The sequence below is a fragment of the Bdellovibrio bacteriovorus HD100 genome (assembly GCF_000196175.1).
In the GTDB taxonomy this organism is placed as follows: Bacteria; Bdellovibrionota; Bdellovibrionia; order Bdellovibrionales; family Bdellovibrionaceae; genus Bdellovibrio; species Bdellovibrio bacteriovorus.
Window position 1 is genome coordinate 1,180,384 of sequence record NC_005363.1, and the last position, 20,443, is coordinate 1,200,826.

Here is a 20,443-nt window from a genome sequence, read left to right on the forward strand (position 1 = left end):
ATTAAATTAAGAAAGGCCACTGGAAACAGTGGCCTTTTTCTTTTTTCCGATAGGTCTTTTAGAACCGGGCTGCGCGAACCTGGTGCAGCATGTTCAGGCTGGTGCCAGCACCCCACGGAGTTCGGCAATACAACTTGTTGGTCGTCGTCAAAGCACAGAACATGGAATTTGTGGTTCCAGAATAGTTGGTGGCGCTAAGTTTGGCGAAGCTGACTCCTCCGGAAATCACTGTCGGAGGACTCATGTAATCGCTGATCCGCCAGAAGTGCACGGCACCACTGGTAGTCAGCGCAATCATTTCTCCGTTACCCATGACGACTTGCTGATAGCTGGCGCCGCCGTTCACCGCCACGGGCACGTTGCTGTAACCGTTACCCCAGCATTCCAGGGTGGTGCCGGTGATACCACAAGCTGCAGAGTTCCCCAGGGCCAGTTGGGTGTAGACCCGGCCGCCATTGATCAGTGTCCCGGTTGAATCCGCCGTGCTGTTGTGACCCAGTTTTCCTAATGAGCCACTGCCCCAGCAGCGCACTTGGCCGTTTTCCAGAATACCGCAGAAGCGGGCCGTGCTTAGTTGAATGTCGGTATAGCGATAGCCCGGATCCACGTTGATCGGGGTTGTGCTAATACCAGTACGCATAATCGATCCGGCCCCCCAGCAATACACTTCGTTATCCAAGCTGAGCGCGCAACCTGCGGTCGCCACACTTCGGATGATCGGCTTGAATTTTACACTGGTGGGCACCAGAGTCGGAGTGGTGGTGGTGCCCGGAGGACAGCCGGAAGCCGAGGTAGAACCCCATCTATACAGATTCCCGGCCGTGTTGATCGCGTTGATGCAATAGTTGTCGGCAGTCGCCATCGCTTGGATGGCAAGACCGCCAGTATGCACTAGATCCACTTTGGGGTTGGTGCTGTTCGTATCACCCAGCAGCGAGTTGGTGTTGACCCCAGTGCAGTAAGACGAATCAGACAATCCCAGGCAGATGACGCCCTTGTCGGACATGACCTTGGCGCTGCTGAAGTCCACGGACGGGTGAGCTCTTTTCAGCGGATGAATGGTATTGGAGCAATACGCACCGCCGTCGTTGCGAATGGCACAGACGGTGCCATAGGCCGTCGCCATGTCCTGATAGGAAGAGTATACATCCACGGCCTCCAGCATCGGAGTCGCCGTTTTCGGAACGTCCCCGTAGTTGGTGCCATCGCCAAAGCAGTAAGGCATATCATCGTCGGCAATACCGCAGATGGAACCGTCGTTGGTCTGAATGGTTTTCCAGACGATATTGGTGTTCAGCAATGTCGGCGTTGAGTAGGTGATGCCGTCCTGAATACTGGTGTAACCACCCCGGACCTGGGCGCCCCAGCATTTCAGAGCATTGGTTTCGGTGATGGCACAGACATGGGTGTTGGAACCGCTGATTTGCAGATATTTCGTCGCACCATCCACAACGGTCGGTGTTGGATTGTTAACGCTGGTGCCATTCCCCAGTTGGTAAAAGTCATTTCGGCCCCAGCACTTGATCTGCTGGTCGTCACGGGTGATACCACAAACATAAGTGTAAGAGGTGACATCGCGATACTTCACGCCGGAATCAACCTGGGTCAGGACATTGTAGGTGGCGGTGGCGTTGTTGGCGATTTGTTTGTACGTGTTGTTTCCGTAGCAATATAAATCATCCGCCAGAGAAATCGCGCAGATGGTGGACGACTGGGCCGCAACGACTTTTTTGAACTTGGTTACGCCATCATCAATATAATACGGCGTGATCGGGGAGCCGGACACATCCCAGCAGCGAACACGGTCATCAGAGGTGATACCGCAGGCCGTGTAGTATTTCAAATCAATGGACTTATAAGTCACGCCAGAGTCAACACCGGTTCCACTGAGTCCGCCCACACCACCACAGTAAACCTGGTTGGTGTCGGTCAGGGCGCAGAAATTCATGCGGGTTCCAGTGACCTGTTTAAAGTTAAGGGCCGGTTGGGTGATGGTAACTCCGGCGGTGGTGGCCGTCGCCACCCCCCAGACGCGCAGTTTTCCGTCATCGGCCACGGCCAAGAAGGAAGGTTGGGTATAGTCGGAGCCGTGGGCGATGCTCAGGATTTTTTTGTAACTGCTGGTGGTGTTCTTGATGATAAATCTTTGACGTGCATTTGCACCGGCAATGTAGTCAGGTTGATTTGTATGAGTGATATAGACATCCAAATCCTTGTCATTGGTGTCCATCGCGTTAGTTAAAGTGTCAAAAGTGATTTGCGCTGACAATTGACCTGCCGGCACCTCGATGTATCCCAAAGCAAGATTGTGATCCACCATATAGATCGCATCGCCGCTCAGATTGTAATACACCCGGACAGGTACCGTAGAAACTGTATCCAGGGTCACGCCGACAGTGACGGCAGTTTGACCTTCGGTGAATTTTTTGCTGGCAGCGCTGAGGCTGGCATACTTCAGTGACGCCTTCTTCCAGGTGCGGGTTGTGGCCGCGGAGTAGTCCTGCCACAGGCCATTAAGTCCATTCAGTCCCACCACACAAAGCACCATGTTGTCGCCATCGACGTTGGAATTTTGATTTACGAAAATACCAGTGGCCGAACTGATTTCGGCACTGTAGCCGGATGCGTTCGAGCACGCCGCATCCTTGCCAAATTTGTATTTGTAGGCCGTGACACCAATACCACCGACTGTCAGGGCAAGATTGGCCTCGGGGGATTTTCCAGTGGGAGCTCCAAACACCGTCGCCAGAGGAGGCTGCGTGGAAAGTGTGGTGGTAAAGGCAAAGGAGTCTTGGACGACGGAGTTGAACGTCAGATTCCCGGCGATGTTGACAGTGTCGTCATTGTTTCCAGTCACAGTTTGCACGGATTGCCACTGCCCATTGGTGCAGGACACGCTGGTCGCATTGGGTGCTGTGATGTTGATGACCGAACCATTCGGAGAGCAGGTTCCGGTCATGGTGAAAGTCGGGCCGACATAGCCGTTGGCCACCGGGAATGAAGGGGTGACAAAGCGTTGAATGGTGTAGGATTTCGAAGCAGAGGCTTCTGCCGTGCCTGCGAGCATCAGTTCTGCCGTAATATTAAGAGTGGTGTTGTTGGGAACGGTGCCCAGCGCAAAAGACTTGCTCCACAGGTTTTGTGCTGAACACGTGGTTTCGCCTGTATAGCTTCCTGAAATTCTGATGGTGGCCCCTGCATCAGAGCAGGCCCCCGTCAGATCCACGGAATTGCTGATATCAGCCACGGTCGCCGGGGTGACAATGGTGATTGCCGGGGCAACATACTGAATGTTGGCGGAAGTACATTCTGATTCATTCCCGAAGGCATCGCGGAATCTCGCACCCAATGACAGTGTCGGACCGTTGCCGGTGGCCGTGAAGGTTTGGGTGGGAGCAATCGTTTTCCAGGTGCCGACGGTGGCACAGGTGGAGTCTTCAGTCAGATTGTATTCCCGCATGTAGGCAGGGACATTGAAAGACACCTGCAGGTTTTTCGAACTGGTTTTAGTCGCCCCGTTGTTGATCCGGATTTCTTGGCGGATGGAATTCTTGGGCATCCAGTACATCGCAAAACCATTGCCGGTGTTTGCGGCATCGGAAGTGAAGTTGAAAGTGAAGGGGCCGGCCTGGGTGGAAGCCATCGCTTCCAAGCCTGCGGTGACAATGCTTCCAGACGCAGAGTAAAGTGTCTGTCCGTTCTGGCGAACCGTCACAATATCTTTGTCAGCCTCTGTGTTCACCGCAGCGGCCAGAAGGATGTCCATCGGCTGTGTTGTATTCACGGTAAAGGTGCAGTTTTCGTTGTTGGCGTAACCCGGATTCTGCCCAAGCAAAGTGCTGCCCACGACGCCGAAAATCGCAGTTGATGACCCCGCGGTACAGATGTTTAGAATTGTGGAAGTATCAATGATAGGGATAGAGTCTGTGAAGCACTGGCTGATGATTCCGCCCGCAGTGCGGAATCTGGCTGACACGTTGTAGGCCCCCGGGGCCGCAGAAGCCAGATTCCAGTTGTGCGTTGCTGGGGTGCGGGCCTGCCAGTTGTCGGCTCCGGTGCAAGAGTCATTGTTAAAAAGGGTGTATTCTGCAAAGACCTGGGGAATATAGAAGCGCAAAGTCACAGCCTGAGCCACTGCCAGTTTCATCTGCATCGGATTGATCAGAATCCCCATGGCACCGGAATAGACTTCAATTTTTTTGACGGCTGAAAGATTTCCGGCAGCGTCTTTGGCCTGCAGGAACAGATAGCTTTTGCCGTCAGGGAAAGTCATGTTGCTTTTAAGGCTGGTGTAAGGTTCAGCAGCGAATGTGAAAAGATCCGTCGTGGATATAAAAGAACGGAAGGTGCATTTGTCATTCAGACTTTGGCAGTCCCAACTGACGAAGCCTTTATCATTTAGAATAATGTCCGGCATGCTTAAAAGCTGCGGCGGGTTTGTGTCCTTGTTTAGAGTCACTTTCACGGACTTGACTGCTTTGGTTTCATCAGCAAGTTCAGCTTGTTCCACGATCAAATCAACTTCACCTTCACCCAGGGAAGCCGTGTCCAGTTGATATGTCCAATGGCCAGTGGTTGGGCACGGGAATTCTTCATTGTCAGCAGCACCCAGCAGTAATGTCAGAGAGCCTTCGGCCACATCGCACTGACCTTCAAGAGTCAGTGCGGAAGTGTTCAGCTCCACATAGTTGGTATCAGGGGAAGTGAGCAGTTTGAAGTCTTCTTTGGTCAACGCCTGAATCACGGAATCCAAGGTACAACCTGCTAGCAAACTTGTAAGCAGGACAAGGAAAATCCTTGAGATCGATTTTATTCGACTTGGTGGTAACGTGCCGTAAAAGATCATGATTTCTTATCGGTATCCATAGCTCTTTTGTGAGCTTTCTTTCTTAAGAAGTGTTCGGCTTTTTTCGCCGAGAATTCATGTTAAGCCAATTGCAGCTGACTGCACCCGGGGTGGGGAGAGTGTTTTAAATTGAAACATTGTTGTGCCGCTTTGGGATCTGTAAATAAAAATTGATTTAAGGCTTATCGAGGCTGCGCCGAAATTCTTTTCATGAAAAAGATTTTGGGTATTTTTGCTGTTCTCTTCGCTGTTGGTTGCTCAAAACTTGGTGAAGATCCCAGCTTGTCGGAAGAGTCGCTGGAAGGTGGTCAATGGATCGCGTTTTGTTTTGGCGGCAATTCCGGCTGGGAAACTCGTAAAGCCCGCTATGATGGCACGAACTATGTGGAAAGTGTTGAAGTGTCAGCTGATAGCTACTGCAATCAACCTGCCTATAGCATTGAAGAACAGGGGACATATCTTGTTGGAGATAAGTTGAGTGGAGGCTTGATGCGAAAACTGGATCGAACGTTGACCAGCATTAAGATCACACCCTTGTCGGGTTTGGGTGTAAGCAATCTGAATAGCGGCTCCGTGTGTGGCTTCACTGACTGGACGATCAATGTGGCTCGTGAGGTCACCGGGCTGTATTGCAATGGGTCCGTTCCCCCTGCGAATACGACTTACTATGACCTTTATTTAATTTTCCCGCTTTCGATTGATGATCCGGAAGATCCCATTGCCAAAGGAGATTTGAACTTTGGTTTCCGCTGGGGTGGAAATGACGGAAGCACGGAAGAGACCAGACCGGACTCAGTGACGGCGCCGAATTTTAAAAGGCATCCGCTTTAAATTGCGGATCGTAACTTTTCAACAGCGGCGTGTCGGCGTGGGGAAGACGGCCGTTGTTCATCCATTTCAAGATATCCTGCACCAACAGTACATCCATCACATAGGCCTTTGTGTTCACCAGTGTTCCGCCCAGGCCTTTGCGCCCCCAGGGTGGGAAAAAGACCGGATAACATTTCAGTTCGTTGGAAACAACTTCGGTAAATTCTGCGACGGTGATGTCCGGGGTGTTGGCTGCTGCGGCAATCAAAACCACTTGATCTTCATTCAGGGCATCGCAGTACAGGCGTTTGCCTTTCGCCGCACGTTCTTCATTGGTCACGCGCAAGGATCTTTCAGACTGTTCAATGAAATCCAGGATGAATCGTTCAGAGGTAACTTCGGCTTTGGCCTGAACAGCCAAAGAAAGGGCAAAAACAAAAAGAAGAAGCGTCTTCATAAAGGTCCTTCGGGTTGCTAGGGGATGTATTCAACGGCCCTGCAGTTGCACAGGCTGGGCCAGCTCAGCTCGTAAATAAGGGGGGATCGCTGGTGCCAGAGTGAAGTCTTTGCCCGGAGTGTTCACGGACTGGTCAGGTTTAAAAAAAAGAGCCCCCGGTTTCGGCCGGGGGCTCTTTGAGATGATACTTTTTTTTGAGGAGGACTATTCTTCCGCCGGAGCAAAGCCGCGACGAAGTGTGTTCTCAGTCACGCACGCTGGTTCCATGTACTGTTTTAAGTAATCCGGTCCACCGGTTTTAGAACCGATACCGGACATCTTGAACCCACCGAATGGATGACGGTCGACCATTGCGCCCGTGATACCACGATTTACATAAAGATTTCCGACTTCCAGTTCCTCTTTCACACGGTTGATGTTCGCAGGGCTTCTGGAGAACACGCCACCCGTCAACGCGTACTCTGTGCTGTTGGCGATATCCAACGCCTGATCCAGGTTTTTCGCGCGGATCACAGCCACAACCGGGCCGAAGATTTCAGCCTGAGCCAGCTTCGCATCACCTGGAACGTCTCCAAAGATCGTCGGAGGCGCAAAGAACCCGCCGCCCGGTACAGAGCCCTTGAACAGCAGCTTGTGGTTCTTTTCAGCTTCTGCGATCGTTCCAAGGATACGGTCGTAAGCTTCTTTGTCGACAACCGGACCCATGTAAGCTTTTGGATTTTCAGCCGGGTGGATCTCGATGGATTTCGCTGTTTCAACCAGACGGTCCACGAAACGGTCGTAAACTTCATCAAGCACGATCACACGGCTGGCAGCAGAACATTTCTGACCGCTGAAACCGAACGCAGAATAGATCACGCCATCAACTGCTTCATCCAGATCCGCATCGTTGTCGATGATCACGGCGTTCTTACCGCCCATTTCAATGATACAACGTTTGACGTGCTGCTGTCCTGGTTGAACCACCGCTGCGCGGTTCATGATGTGCAGGCCCACGGCTTTGGAACCTGTGAAGGCGATCGTGGTCGTGTACTTGTGGTTCACGATGTATTCGCCAACTTCTTCACCGTAACCCGGCAGGAAGTTGATCACACCTTGTGGGAATCCAGCTTCCTGGATCATTTTCATCAAGCCCCAGGCAACCACTGTGGATTGCTCTGCAGGTTTCATCACCACGGTGTTCCCTGCAACAGCCGCCGCAGTCACCATGCCGGCCAAAATCGCCAGAGGGAAGTTCCAAGGAGCAATCACCGCCGTCACACCACGGGATTTGTAGATGTAGTGAGACAGCTCACCTGGCAAGCCACCCACACGAAGTGGTTTTTGCAACTCACGCATATGGCGGGCATAGTAACGGCAGAAGTCGATGGCTTCACCGATGTCACCGTCAGCTTCAGCCCATGGTTTACCTACTTCAAGCACTTGCGTGGCAATCAGTTTGAAGCGGTCACGGGTCATGATGTCAGCAAGCTTGTCCACCAGGGCAGCGCGCTGTTCGCAAGGAACGTTCTTCCAGGTTTTGTAAGCAGTTTGCGCCGCTTGCATCGCCTGTTCAGCCTGCTCGGTTGTTGCCATCTGGATCTTGCCCACGATCTGATCGGACTGGGACGGATTCACACGGTCAAAGATCTTGCCGGACTGAAGTTCCTTGTTGTTGATCACAATGTTTACGTTCACCGGCAAAGAAGCCTTGGCTTCAGCCAGTGCTTTCAGCATTTTCTCACGGTCGGCTTTTACGGCGAAATCCAAAAGTGGTTCATTATAGAACTTGCCTGGTTTTTTCGGAATAACCGGAGACGTCGGAGTCAAACCTTGAGCCGGATCTTTCAAAAGCTCCGCCATGGATTTGTTGTCGGCGAACTTGCCACGCAGCCAGGATTCGTTGGACGTGTTTTCCAGAAGACGGCGTACCAGGTAAGCCATGCCCGGGATCAGTTCGCCCACCGGAGCGTATTCACGCATGCGGTAGCCCATGTCCACGATTGTTTTTTTGATGGGTTCTGCCATGCCGTAAAGCATTTGGAATTCCAAAGCCTCTTTCGGGATGTTCAGTTTTTCTGCGTAAAGCATGCACGCCGCCAAAGTTCTGACGTTGTGGGATGCAAAAGCAGGGCGGATGAATTTGATGTTTTCCAGAAGGTACTTCGCGCACAACTCGTAGTTGGCGTCGGATTCGGCCTTGTTGGTGTAAACCGGCACCGGCCATCCACGCTGTTCCGCTTCGATGGTTTCGTAATCCCAGTAGGCACCTTTCACCAGACGAACCCAGAACGGAGTGCCGCGTTTTTGCGCGAACTCTGTCAGGGATTTGACGTCTTCGAAGGAATCGCGCAGGTAAGCCTGAATCACGATACCAAAAAACTTGTAATTTTTGAACTCAGGTTCGTTGATCAGCTCTGTGAATACTTCCAGTGTCAGGTGTTTGACAGAGTACTGTTCCATATCCAGATTCACGAACACGCCTTTTTCCATGCCCAGACGGAACACCGGGCGCAGACGGTCTTTCAGGATTTTTTTGGATTCATCCCAGGCTGCATCTTTGATCTGGGAATAAAGCGCCGTCATTTTCACGGACACGTTTACTTTCGGCAAAGCACCTTCATGGTCGCGGTCGATCTGCGGAACTTCGTCCCATTTTTCAGCATCTTTCGCCAGCCAGGTCACAAGCTCCATGTACTTGTTGCTGTAGTCTTGCGCTTCTTTTTCAGAAAGTGTCGCTTCACCCAAAATGTCGACAGTGAAGGTCATTTTGTTTTTGCGGGCTTTTTTCAAAACCGGCAATGCTTCATCCGGGCTTTCGCCAGTGATGAACATCTTTGCCATACCCATAACGTTCTTTTTGATCGCACCCGCCATCAGGCCCGGAGCCAAAGAACCCAAACCAAGTCCCACATTGAACACCGGAGGCAGGGTGCCGCCGTCTTCAGAGAAGTATTCTTTCAAGTGGCGCGCGACTTCATCACCCGAGTTGATGGAGGGAAGCACGTCCACGAAACGGAACATGTTGGTTTTGAATTTTTCGTTTTTCATGCTCCATTCCATGATGGAGCCATACCAGAAGTCTTTGGAGAAAATGGAAGCCTTGGACTGGCTTTCCATGCGTTTCAGAATCTCTTCACCACGGGAGACAATTTGCGACTGAATGTCGTTCATATGCTTTTACCTCTACAGAAGGGCCGCATATTCTCACGGGGATATAAAAATTCAAGCGATTAGTGTTCCGGGAATAGGGGTGGAAACAGGGGATTGACGCGAATGGCTAGCGAGCCAGCCATTGGTGTTTCATTTTACCCACGATTTCGGCTTCCAGAGCGTCGCCGCGGCGAATAGGGCCGACTCCGGCCGGAGTGCCGGTCAAAAGCAGGTCGCCGGGTTCAACCGGGAAGTGCTGGCGCACGAATTCGATCAGGTTTTCCAGAGAAAAAATCATCTGGTTGGTGTTCCCCATCTGGCGGGTTTCACCGTTGATTTTTAGAATAATTTCAAGGTTCTTCAGCTCTTCCAGATCGTCCACCGGGAAGAACGCAGAAAGGGGAGTGGCGCCCTTGAAGCTTTTAGCCAGCGTCCAGGGATGACCTTTGGATTTCAACTGGTTTTGTTTGTCCCGGTCAGTCAGATCCAGGGCGATGCAGGCTTCGTCAATTTGCAGGTTTTCATCAAACTGCAGCGCCAGTTCCACCTCGTGGTGAACCTCTTTCATCCAGGCTGGAACAACCAGTTCTTTGGCGGCCAAAGTGGCGGTGCTTCCGGCTTTCAAAAAGATCATCGGTTCGGTCGGAACCTCGTTACCCAATTCTTTTGCGTGTTCAGCGTAATTGCGGCCGACAGCCCAGATATTGCGAATCATAGTTGAATCCTTTTTAGTTCGATGAACTCAAAAACACCGTCGGAATTCACATGAAAACCAACGTGCTGGCAGGGACTCCAGTGGGAAAACTCAGCGTCAGAAAGATCTTTATCAGCAGGGGCCACCCCCATGGCTTCAACCACCCAGTCATAGTGGGAGCACATGAAAATTGTCGCCTCACTTTTGGTGGCGGCATTTTCCAGCAGCTTGCTGATGCGTTTACGAAAATCACTCAGGGTTTCATCGCCTTTTTGTTCTAGCAGCGCGTCCTGGGTGATCAGGGGCAGACCCAGATGCTGGGACAGGGGACGGAAGGTGCTGTGGGTGCGCTTTTTAGGAGACACCCAAAGCTCTGTTGGTCGCGGCAATTCCTCTTTAAGCACCTTATCGAGCAGTTTGGAGGCTTGAGCATGTCCCTCGGCCGTGAGATCGGGGTCTCCGGAAAAATCCATGGCTTTCTGGGCGTGTCTAAAGACGTAGATCTTCATTGCGGCGGGCTCTCTTCTGCTTGAAATTAGGGTCTTGCTTTGTTAGGGTCATTTTTCCATAAAGTCCGGGAGTTTGTCATGAGTAAAGAACGAGTTCATCGCTTTGTATCCAAAGATCTGACTGTGCGTATTGCCGCAGTGAATGCGACTGAAGTCGTTCGACACATGCAGGGTCTGCAAAACACTTATCCCTTGGCCACGGTGGCTGTGGGACGCAGTATGGTCGGCGCACTTTTGATGGCGGCTCAGCTTAAGGATGATCAAATGGTCGGCCTGCTTTTCCGTGGTAACGGCCCGTTGGGAAGTGTCTACGCCGAAGCCTCCTACAACGGACACGTGCGTGGTTACACCGCCAACCCACAATACCAGCCAGCCAATTATGACAACGGCTTGTCTTTGAAAGACGCCATCGGCATCGGTTTGTTGAGTGTGGCTCGACATCAGCCATTCCAGAAACAACCGTTCCAAGGAACTGTTGAATTGGTCAGTGGTGAAATCGGGCAGGACATCGCCCACTATCTGCACCAGTCCCACCAGATCCGTTCCTTGGTTTCGTTGGGCGTTTACCTGGACACGTACGGCAAAGTTCGTTCTGCCGGCGGCGTACTGATTGAAGTCATGCCCGGCGTGGACGAAGCCGTCGTGGAAAGAATCCAGAAAAACTACGAAGACAAAAAACCAAACATCTCACAAATGCTTTTGGACGGCGCGACCGCAGAACAATTGGTGGCTCCGTTCATGGATGGCATCCCGTTTGAAGAAATCGAACACAAACCCGAAGTTGAATACTTCTGCCCATGCACCAAAGACCGCGTGATGCGCGCTTTGGAGCTTTTGACGGTGGAAGATTTCGAAGACATGATCCAAAAAGCCGAACCAGTCCACGTGACTTGTCAGGTTTGTGGTCGTCCTTACGAAGTTTCCATTCCTGAGGTTCAGGAGCTTAAAGACAAACTTCACAAAGAGTCTCTGCACTAGGTTTTCGGGTGCGCGCCGGCTTGGAGTCCAGCAAGGACTTTCCCGGCGCTGCGGGAGACACGGCATCCTGCCTCGTCGCTTCCGCCTGACGGCGGAGGGCCATCCAGGCCCCGCGAAGGTCTCCCTTCGGCCGGCAAAGCCCTTGCTGGCCTCCAATCCGGTGTCATCGACATCTGCACAGCCTCTGTGTAAAGCTTTTCTTTAAGATCAAGATCATCCAAAGAAATAAAGACAGCGCAGGGAATACCAAACCTGACAATCAACGTCCGCGCGAGATAAACGACATCGCGCGCGTGCGCAGTCGTCTCCTCTAATTTCTTTTTAAGTCATTTCGTTCGAAGACGGATTGGGGAAGTCACCGGGATTTACCGACCGCAGTCGGCCTTCGCGGGGCCTGGACGGCCCTCCCACCGCAGGTGGGAAGCGACGAGGCACGACGCCGTGCCGACGGAGTGTCGGGAAAGCCCGGTGACTTCCCCAATCCCCCCTTGTTCAAACCAAATCCCGATTTCAAAAAAGGAATTAGAAGAGCGAATCTCCCCAGTCTATGAGGGTGGAGTTGATCCAGCCTACTTTTTCTTGGGCTGTGATGCGGCGGCCTTTGCTGATGTAATCTAAGGCCTCTTTGCGCATGTCCAGGGCGGTCGGGCCGTGCAAGATCAAGACGCCGCTTTCGGTGTCGTGGATGAAGCTTCGGCGGTTCATGTTGACGCTGCTGATGAAACTCAACTTTTTGTCGATCACCAGGATTTTGGAATGCATGATCGAATTGGGTTGGGTCCATTCAAAGATTTCTACGTTTTTCAAATGGCGGTTGATGCCTTGTTTGTTCACGTCTTCGGCGATCTTCGGGGTGCCGTCGCCGGCAAGGTGAATACGGGTGATGATTTTTACTTTTACTTTGCGTTGAACGGCGCGGTCCAAGGCCGCACTGATTGCCACGGATGGGCGGAAGTACGGGGTCGTCAAGAGCAGTTCAGACTGGGCGGAATCAATCATGTCGATATAGAACTTTTCCAGCTGATAGCCGTCAAAGTAGGGCATCGAAGTGATGTGACGAACCAGCGGAGTCGCATAGGGCAGTGAGCGCAGGCGCATGACCTGATCTGCTGTGGCTTCTTTTGGCACGTTGATGTTTGTGGATCGGTGGCGTTGGGTTTCCGGGTCACGCATCCAGAAGGACAGCATCTGGGCCATGACGGATTTTACGAAGGCATAACCACGGATTTCGATTTCGAAATCGTCATAGTACACATAAGCTTCTTCGCCATCGCCATAGTTCTTCAGGTACTGGTAAGCCTTATAAAAGGGTGTATCGCTGAAGATATAAGAGTCGCGGATATTGCGGCCCCCGGTGATCAGGAAGCTGTCTTTGGTGTTGGTGCTGGAATGACCAATAATCAGTTTCGTGTGATTCACCCGGTGGAACTTGTCAAACCAGCCGCCGTTGTTTTCATCGGACAGCACGTATTTGTAGTACTGCACTTTGATATTCGGAAGACCCTGTTGCAAACGGTCCAGAATTGCCTTGTCTTTTTTAGTCATGGTGACTTCCGGGACAAGAATACGAATCTGTGTTCCTTGCTGACCGTGATAGCGAAGAGCACTGGACAGCACCATGCCATAAAAATCCGCCGAGAAGTTCAAAGAAGAAACCCAGATGATGTCAAACTTCGGAGCTTTGGAAAAATCCAGCTCGGCCAGTGGATTCTTTTTGTTGAAGTCCCTGCGGCTTAGCGGTGAGCCCGTCAGCGCCAGGATCTTTTGATTGATCGACACGTAAGGGTCACGCAGATTCACCAGTTTGTCGAAGGTCTGCGGGCAGGTCGTATAGTTGAAGTCCTGCTTCCAGAAGAACGCGGTCACGTCGTTGCCGAAGTTTCCGTCCGGACGGGCGCAGATGTCGATTTGGTTTGTCAATTTGATCCATTCCTGGGACACGCGGCCCAGATCCACCAGCTGCAGACCGTTGGTCCATGTTTTGGATTTTTCCGGGTCATAGAAGGACAGCCGGCAGTAATTCACTCGCGGAGTGAAACGGACACGGATTTTCTGGCCGTTTTCCTGATTGTAGTACCAGTTGAATTCATAGGCGCGGCTTTGCTGTTCGCTTGAAAAGAACCAGCTGCCCGGGTGAATGATGTCTCCATCGCATTCAAGACGGCCTTTCAGGTACTTCTTTCGTGTGTTATCTTTTTCTTCACGGAAAACGGATCCCGGAACCGGAATATCATTTTCCAGGCGCAAGACATAGGTTTCATAAAACATATGTTCAATCGGGAAGGAGCCCTGTTGGGAGCCGAATTTGAAGTCATCCATTGAACGGATTCTAAGCACTTCTTCTTTTTCAAACAGGCGGGGGCGGAATGTGGCCTCAAACCACGGACCCAGACCCGACCATTCACGCAAGTAAAGCTTCGAGGACAGCTGGTTGATCTCAGCGTTGCGCTCTTTCAGCAAGGCTTCAACATAGGGCCAGTTTTCATGGGCATGATCGAGGTCTTTTCGAAATTTTGCGTTTTCCTGTCCTTTTTGGAATAGCTCCTGATTGTACTTCCAGTCTTTGTTCCAATAACGGGAAAGTTCGACGTCGATTTCCTGAATGCGGTTGGCGCGTTCATCGTCATACATCACAGAGCTCGGTGCGCGCTGCGGGCCCGTGCATGAAGTCAGTAATGTGATGGCCAGTAAAAGGCCTCCCAAATGCTTGTTCATCAGATACTAAAACGGCTGCTCTGAGGGAAAAGTTAACGATTTTCCTTAAGAAATTTCCAAAAATTAACATCACCCTGTTTCGTCGCCTGAACAATCTTTAGACACCTCTTTGGGGGTCTTGGTTGAGGGCAGGGCGGACCGGGCTTTGCTTGTGTTTAAGGTATGGAAAACACAAGATCTTCGTCTCAAAATGAGATCCCCGTGAAATGGCTGTCGGTCTTTGCGATCGTAAGTCTGGTGGTCGCCGTACTTAGCTTCGGCTACGAAGTTCACCGCGCCCAGGATTCTGTTCGTCAGTACGTCGGGATTTGGGAAGACGATATTGCCCGCGCCAAACTTTTCCAGGGCGACCCAACATTGCAAAATAAAATTCTGAAACAGCTTAAAGAAGTCCACACGGCCGTAGTAAAAAGCGAAGTTCAGAACCCTGAATCCCTGCAGTGCCTGATTTCCACGGAAGTGCCAATCACCCTGAACTCTTTGCCAGCCGGAAAAATGGCGGTGTGCTTCGGTCCGTCCGAGTTGGCGGTCAAAGCTCTGACTTCACCGGTGTTTATGTTGGGTGTGGTATTGGGTTTGATTTTGTTGGGGTTCGGCTATCGCCGTGAATTTTTGGCGCGTCTGCACGAACAAAAGCTGGAATCTGAACTGGCCCGCAATAAAGAGATTTCGGAAATCTCGCGCCAGGTGGCGCATGATATCCGCGGACCGTTGATGGCCCTGACAACTTTAAGCCAGCTGTCCCATGATATGAGCACGGAAAAGAAAGAACTGTTTGATCACGCCGTGGCCCGCATCAAAGGTATCGCCGAAGATCTGCTGGCCAAGGGCCGCAAACAAAATGCGGAGTCCAGTGCGCCGGCAGTTAAAACATCACAGCAGGATCTGACGAACTTGATGGACTCCTTGTTGAAAGAATATCGTTTCTCTCATCCCGCAGTGAATTTCACCTGGCACAAACACATTCATTCTGATGTGGTGAAGGTGAATCTGGAATCAGTAAAAATCCAGCGTGTGGTCAGTAATCTTTTGAACAACGCTCTGGAGGCTTTGCCGGAATCAGAGGCTGCTATTAATCTGACTTTGATGGAGCGCCAGGATCATTGGCTGCTGCAGATCATGGACAATGGCAGTGGCATCCCCGAGGACATTTTGCCAAAGCTGGCCCAAGAAGGCGTGAGCTACGGCAAAGACAATGGCAATGGGCTGGGTCTGTACGATGCCAAGAAAACCCTGGAATCAGTAGGCGGCGACCTGCAGATTCGCTCCCGTGTCGGTGTCGGGACTCAGGTGATCCTGCGATTCCCCAAGTCTGCTGAGGCGGTGCTTGACCGCGCGGTGGCGACTCATCATCCTTAATCCATGTACCGCACATGGAAGTATCTCGTAGTAAAAAATGAACAGGACCTGAAAAACCGGGATCGCTTGCAAAAGCTGGCAAGGCATCGCGGTCTTCCGGGCTTTGTGATGATTTTTGTATTTTCCACCTGTGCCCTGATCAGTCTGGGCTTGGCGGGGTTCTTTGCGGCGATGGCCTATACCCATAAACTTCCCATGTGGTCTTCGGTGGGGAGTGCTCTGGCGATGCTGCTTTTGACCGGGACCTTTGTGTTTGGTGCCCGCGTATTTCTGCGCGAACGGCAGATGGATGTTTTAAGAAAAATTTTACGTCATCCGGATCGTGGAAGCTTCGTCACCGGCAAGTTGACCTCTTTTAATTATGTGGCGGGTGACAGTCGCAAGTTTTCGCGCTATTTCGTCGAAGGCGAAGCCGAAGGCCCCGAAGGTCAGCCCCTGTTTGTCGGGGAATTCTTTGATGCGGATATTTGGCCCTTCACAACGGAAGAAGATGATCGTCAGATTCAAAAAGGCGATGACTGGTACGACCTGAAGGGGAAGCGCAGGACATTGCCTGTTCCTGCCTATTTCATCTGTGAAGCAAAGGATCCGAAAATCGGGGTGCTGGTGGGGATTGATCAGTCGCTGCTGAACGATGCCCTGAAACGCAGTGAAAAGAAGACCGTTTAGTTGTCGATCTCAATTCCCAGAACATTTTCGATGGTCTTTTCGTAAATGTCTTTTTTCTTGGCTTTGGCTGGGACTGTCTCGCGGCGGCGTTCACTGCCAGCCGTTGCCGGGAAGGCCGCAAACAGATCTCGCTCCTTGCCATCAGCGCTGATTTCGAATTTAAACTCACGGTCTTTGCAAATCGCAATCAAAGCAGCGCTGCCACTGAAGGTTTTCGCCGCGGTGATTTGCAGTTCGCTGATATTCAGGGTCGTGATCTTGATTTTCAGATCCTGCTCGCGCGGGTTTTCAATGTTTTCAATGGCACACGGGAAAGTCAGCAACGTCGGATTCTGATGACTTGCAAACACCTGAGCAGGGAAGGCTGGTTCCTGCGGGGTTGTACCGGTGAATTTCATTTCACTGACCACCAGACCCCAGGGGTTTTCCAGGCTGCGTTCGGTGGTGTTCAGACGGATCTGGGTGGTGGCGAACAGCTGGTTCTTTTGAGTGTCTTCAGTGATCTGAAGTTGCAAGAGGGCTTTGTAACTGCCATCAGAAAGAAGCTTCAGACTGATCAGCCGTCCGATCTGGGACATGTTTTTCTGCTGCACTTTTTCGCGCAGGCGGCTGACTTCGCGGATGCGTTCTTCACCCAGTTTGGGTGCCATCAAAAATGCCAGCGAGGTTTGCGACTGCCAAAAGTTGTTGGAGTCATAGTTAAAGAAACGTTCCAGATACTGGCGCAAAAAGGTCATGCGCTCCATTTCGCCCATCTGGATGTTTTGCAGGGACTCTTTCCCGGCATCAATGGTCACGGCGACCACACGGGGATTGTTCTTAAGCTGCCAGTACAGGTAAGTGACGACCGAAGCCCAAATCACCGAAGCTGCCAGCAGGACCGACAAAACCCGGGTTTTCATTATTCACCTTTTTCCAAAGGCAGGATTTCGATCATCTGATCGCGGTGATATTTTTTGTTCGGGCCTTCATCGACCCACTGGTCGATTTTGTAAAGTTTGATTTTGGCTTTGCCGCTTTGGAAGTATTTTTTGTCCGCTTTGCCGGTGGTTTCTTTCAGCAAAGTGGCCGGACCATTCTGGAAGAAGTCCAATTGTGCCTTCATCTTTTCAGTTTCCAGGCGCATCAGTTCCATGTCTCTTTCGTCGTTATAATAGTAGTTGGCAGCCACGGCAGAAACGACACCCAAAATGCCACCCCAGTAAAGGGCATGCAGTTCAGGACGTTCATCTTCCGGGGCGGTGGCAGCACCAATCGCAGCACCCACACCGATACCGATTCCGGTGGTCGCCAGGCGGCTTTTTTGGTTGGTGGCACAGGCAGACATCAGCAGGCAGAATCCAAGAAGCAAACACATTGATTTCATGTAACCAATGTTAAGTTTAAAACCGGGATCAGGCAAACTCTACTTCATGAGATGTTTGTAAAGAGGCAGGTACATGTCGTCTTCGGGAGTAAACTGCAGATCCTCACGGCGGGGACTTTCGTTGAAGGTCACCGGAGCATTAAAGATCAGGGCCAGCGGACAGCGCTCAGCCGCTTCACCCATCATTAAAACTGCCGAGACAGCCAGACTGTCGGCGAGATTGATCTTGGTCATCTTCAGTTCACGGCCAAAGATGTCCTTTTCTCCCACCATGTTGCGAACTGGATCAAAGCCTGCAAAGGACAGGGCGATGCCGGTCACACCATTGCGCAAAGGACTGGTGTGGGAATCCGTCACGATGATGCCCAGGTTTTTTAGTCCTGTGCGCTTGCAAAGGGACTGGCGCAGTTTTTCCGCAGAAAGATACGGATCTTGCGGGTACAGGATATAGTCGCCGTTTTCAGAATTGGATTCATCAATCCCGGCCGCAGGCAACAGCAGACCTTCTTTGATCGTCAAGGACACGCCATGACCGATTTCACCCAGGTAGTGATCAGCCTCGCGGCGGATCAGGTCTTTTTTGTCGATGCTGTTTAATGGAACCAGGCGGTTTTCCGCCAAAGAGATAATCTTGGAAGTGATGGCAAGAAGGACGCCTTCCTGCCATTGGGATTTTTCGACATGAGCCAGGATGAACTCCGCCAGGTCCTCACCTTGACGGAAAATCTCTGTGCGGATCGGGGAGATCATCAGTGGCTTCATCTTAGTGGCCCAGGCGCTGGATGATAGCGTCGGTGAAGGACACCGTCGTGCCTTTACCACCCAGATCCCCAGTTCTTGCGTTGACGTCAGAAAGTGCGGCAATCAAAGCCTTCATGATTGCATCGGCTTTGGCATTTTCGCCCACGTGCTGAAGCATCATCACTGCAGATTGAAGAAGTGCTGTTGGATTGGCTTTGTTCTGGCCCGCGATATCCGGTGCAGAACCGTGAACCGCTTCAAAGATCGCGTGATTGGCACCAATGTTGGCGCCAGGAACCACACCCAGACCGCCCACCAGACCCGCGCACAGGTCCGACAGAATGTCGCCGTAAAGGTTTTCAGTCACGATCACATCAAACTGCTGAGGCTTGGTCACCAGCTGCATGCAGGCGTTATCCACGATCACATCTTTGGTTGTGATTTCCGGATACTGCCAGCCCACTTCCTGCGCCACTTTAAGGAACAGACCGTCAGAAAGTTTCATGATGTTGGCTTTGTGCACGATAGCCATACGAGGTTTGCCGGTTTTCTGAGCCAGATCATAAGCATAACGGGCAATGCGCTCAGATCCTTTGCGTGTGATGCGCTTGATGCTTTCTGCAGTGTCTTCATCGACCATGCGCTCAATACCCGCGTAAAGGTCTTCGGTGTTTTCACGCACGATGGTCAGGTCCACATCCGAGCAAACGCACTGAACACCAGGCAAAGAACGAACCGGGCGCACGTTGGCATAAAGATCGAACTTTTGTCTCATGGTCACGTTGATGGACTTGTGGCCTCCGCCGACGGGAGTGGTCGTTGGGCCTTTGATTGCCAGCTTGGTTTTGTTGATGGAATCAATGGTGGTCTGAGGCAGCAATTCGCCCAGGGAATTCAGAGCCACTTCGCCGGCCTGGTGCTCTTCATATTCAAATGGAGCATGGACGTGTTTAAGAACGCGAACGACCTGAGCCATAATCTCAGGGCCGATACCATCACCGGGAATCACTGTCAGTTTCATCATGGGGGACCTTTCTGGTTGAAAGGTTTTTTCTTATCAAAGATGCGGTCTTTTTCCAAGGGTTGAACGTCGCGCGCGCGGCTGGCGGGAGGAGCTTTTCTTCAGCTCACCACCAGGGAAGGAAGGATGTGGGATGTGTTATGTGGACCGCTAAGGTTTCCCCGATTGGGGTGGGGTCCGATTGTCTCTATTTGAGACATGCATCCCACTAAAGCAATCAGCGGGCCAGTTTGAATGGGATCCTTTTGCACCACACTTTGCGGCGAAGGGGTGTTTAAAGCTTTTACAGGGAAAACATCCTATGAAATCAAACACTTAGAGTGATTTTAAGGGCCTGTCGCTAAACCTGACGGCTTTTCCTTGGCGTTGGCCGGTTTTAAGGCCGCTTCTGGGGGCTGTTAAGTTGTTAAGTAAAACCAGTGGTTTAGGGGGATTTTTCGGTCGGGGGCGAGGTGGCCCTTTCCTTGTAATAGTTCAAGGCAGAGGAGGTCGCTCTCATGTGGAAGTGGCTTGGGACCGCATTGGTCCTATCAATAGCATTAATCGTTCAAGCCTGCGCTCCGAAATCCCAGGAAGACTGTGGTTTCGTGCAAAACGTGTATGGCGAGCGTATCTCCTGGAAAAGTGATGCTCCAGTGACGATGCAACTGCATTCCTCTATTCCGGATTCCATGGTGCCTGCGATCCTGCGTGCGGCAGAAACCTGGGAGCGCACAGCCGGACGTAAGCTGATCAATATCATTCAATATCCACGTTATAGCGGACCGATTGTTCCCCATAAAGACGGGCAGAACATCATCTATTTGATGGATACCTGGGAAAGCAACCGAGCTTCGGAACAGGGCCGGACCAGTGTTTATTGGATCGGGGACCTTATCAAGGAAGCCGACATCCGTTTGAACGCGTATGACTTTAATTTCTATTGGAATAACCAGCGCCTGACGACCGCCGTGAATCCGGCGCGGAAAACATCCGGAGAGGTCAATATTGAAGCTTTGGTGCTTCATGAAATGGGGCATGTGCTGGGCCTGAAACACAAGGACGGCGCGGGTTCCGTGATGGCGACCTATTTGTCCAGTGGTGACGATCGGGTGAACCTGGCTGAGGTGGATTCTTCAGCCCTGCAGTGCGAGTACTAGCGCCCAG

The 20,443-nt window shown here is 51.7% G+C and carries 15 protein-coding genes; 5 read left to right on the top strand and 10 right to left on the bottom strand.

Annotated elements, in window-relative coordinates:
• Positions 1–58: 58 nt before the first annotated feature.
• Positions 59–4,744, bottom strand: a complete 4,686-nt coding sequence (locus BD_RS05670) for an RCC1 domain-containing protein (protein WP_231839340.1) — start codon at positions 4,742–4,744, stop codon at positions 59–61.
• Between the two features lie 312 nt (positions 4,745–5,056).
• Here BD_RS05670 and BD_RS05675 point away from each other — a divergent pair, with 312 nt between their 5' ends.
• Positions 5,057–5,677: a hypothetical protein gene (locus tag BD_RS05675; protein ID WP_011163750.1), complete on the top strand. Its 621-nt coding sequence runs from the start codon at positions 5,057–5,059 to the stop codon at positions 5,675–5,677.
• Here the strand turns inward: BD_RS05675 and BD_RS05680 are convergent.
• From BD_RS05680 to BD_RS05695, 4 genes are all read right to left on the bottom strand, one after another.
• A complete protein-coding gene (locus BD_RS05680; protein ID WP_011163751.1) occupies positions 5,658–6,113 on the bottom strand; it encodes a hypothetical protein in 456 nt (151 codons plus the stop codon). The genes BD_RS05675 and BD_RS05680 overlap by 20 nt on opposite strands.
• A 204-nt stretch (positions 6,114–6,317) precedes the next feature.
• Positions 6,318–9,266, bottom strand: a complete 2,949-nt coding sequence (gene pruA, locus BD_RS05685) for an L-glutamate gamma-semialdehyde dehydrogenase (protein WP_011163752.1) — start codon at positions 9,264–9,266, stop codon at positions 6,318–6,320.
• A gap of 106 nt (positions 9,267–9,372) precedes the next feature.
• On the bottom strand, positions 9,373–9,960 hold the full coding sequence (locus BD_RS05690; RefSeq protein WP_011163753.1) for a fumarylacetoacetate hydrolase family protein: 588 nt from the start codon (positions 9,958–9,960) through the stop codon (positions 9,373–9,375).
• Entirely contained in the window at positions 9,957–10,448 is a 492-nt protein-coding gene (locus BD_RS05695; protein WP_011163754.1) for a phosphoglycerate mutase family protein, read from the bottom strand. Before BD_RS05695 ends, BD_RS05690 begins: the two co-directional genes overlap by 4 nt.
• 78 nt (positions 10,449–10,526) lie before the next feature.
• Between BD_RS05695 and BD_RS05700 the strand changes: the two genes are divergently transcribed.
• The gene (locus BD_RS05700; protein WP_011163755.1) at positions 10,527–11,426 is read left to right on the top strand and encodes an Hsp33 family molecular chaperone HslO; all 900 of its coding nucleotides are present in this window, start codon (positions 10,527–10,529) and stop codon (positions 11,424–11,426) included.
• Positions 11,427–11,948: 522 nt separating this feature from the next.
• On the opposite strand, the gene BD_RS05705 is transcribed toward BD_RS05700, so the two are convergent.
• Complete coding sequence (locus BD_RS05705; protein ID WP_011163757.1) at positions 11,949–14,141, bottom strand: phospholipase D-like domain-containing protein; 2,193 nt, start codon at positions 14,139–14,141, stop codon at positions 11,949–11,951.
• 201 nt (positions 14,142–14,342) lie between these two features.
• On the opposite strand from BD_RS05705, the gene BD_RS05710 reads away from it, so the two are divergent.
• Positions 14,343–15,500 (top strand): sensor histidine kinase, encoded by a 1,158-nt coding sequence (locus BD_RS05710; RefSeq protein ID WP_226987950.1) that lies wholly within the window; start codon positions 14,343–14,345, stop codon positions 15,498–15,500.
• Between the two features lie 3 nt (positions 15,501–15,503).
• Positions 15,504–16,169: an ABC-2 transporter permease gene (locus tag BD_RS05715; protein ID WP_011163759.1), complete on the top strand. Its 666-nt coding sequence runs from the start codon at positions 15,504–15,506 to the stop codon at positions 16,167–16,169.
• Here BD_RS05715 and BD_RS05720 read toward each other — a convergent pair.
• Genes BD_RS05720 through BD_RS05735 form a run of 4 tightly spaced genes read right to left on the bottom strand, consistent with a single transcriptional unit; the run spans position 16,166 to position 19,300 of the window.
• Complete coding sequence (locus BD_RS05720; protein WP_011163760.1) at positions 16,166–17,071, bottom strand: hypothetical protein; 906 nt, start codon at positions 17,069–17,071, stop codon at positions 16,166–16,168. The genes BD_RS05715 and BD_RS05720 overlap by 4 nt on opposite strands.
• Positions 17,071–17,535, bottom strand: a complete 465-nt coding sequence (locus BD_RS05725) for a hypothetical protein (RefSeq protein ID WP_048349842.1) — start codon at positions 17,533–17,535, stop codon at positions 17,071–17,073. Before BD_RS05725 ends, BD_RS05720 begins: the two co-directional genes overlap by 1 nt.
• A 39-nt stretch (positions 17,536–17,574) precedes the next feature.
• Complete coding sequence (locus BD_RS05730) at positions 17,575–18,297, bottom strand: coenzyme F420-0:L-glutamate ligase (RefSeq protein WP_011163762.1); 723 nt, start codon at positions 18,295–18,297, stop codon at positions 17,575–17,577.
• A gap of 1 nt (position 18,298) precedes the next feature.
• Positions 18,299–19,300 carry an isocitrate/isopropylmalate dehydrogenase family protein gene (locus tag BD_RS05735; protein WP_011163763.1) on the bottom strand — a complete coding sequence of 334 codons (1,002 nt, stop codon included), beginning with the start codon at positions 19,298–19,300 and terminating at the stop codon, positions 18,299–18,301.
• A 494-nt stretch (positions 19,301–19,794) separates the two neighbouring features.
• Between BD_RS05735 and BD_RS05740 the strand changes: the two genes are divergently transcribed.
• Entirely contained in the window at positions 19,795–20,436 is a 642-nt protein-coding gene (locus BD_RS05740) for a matrixin family metalloprotease (protein WP_011163764.1), read from the top strand.
• Positions 20,437–20,443: the final 7 nt, after the last annotated feature.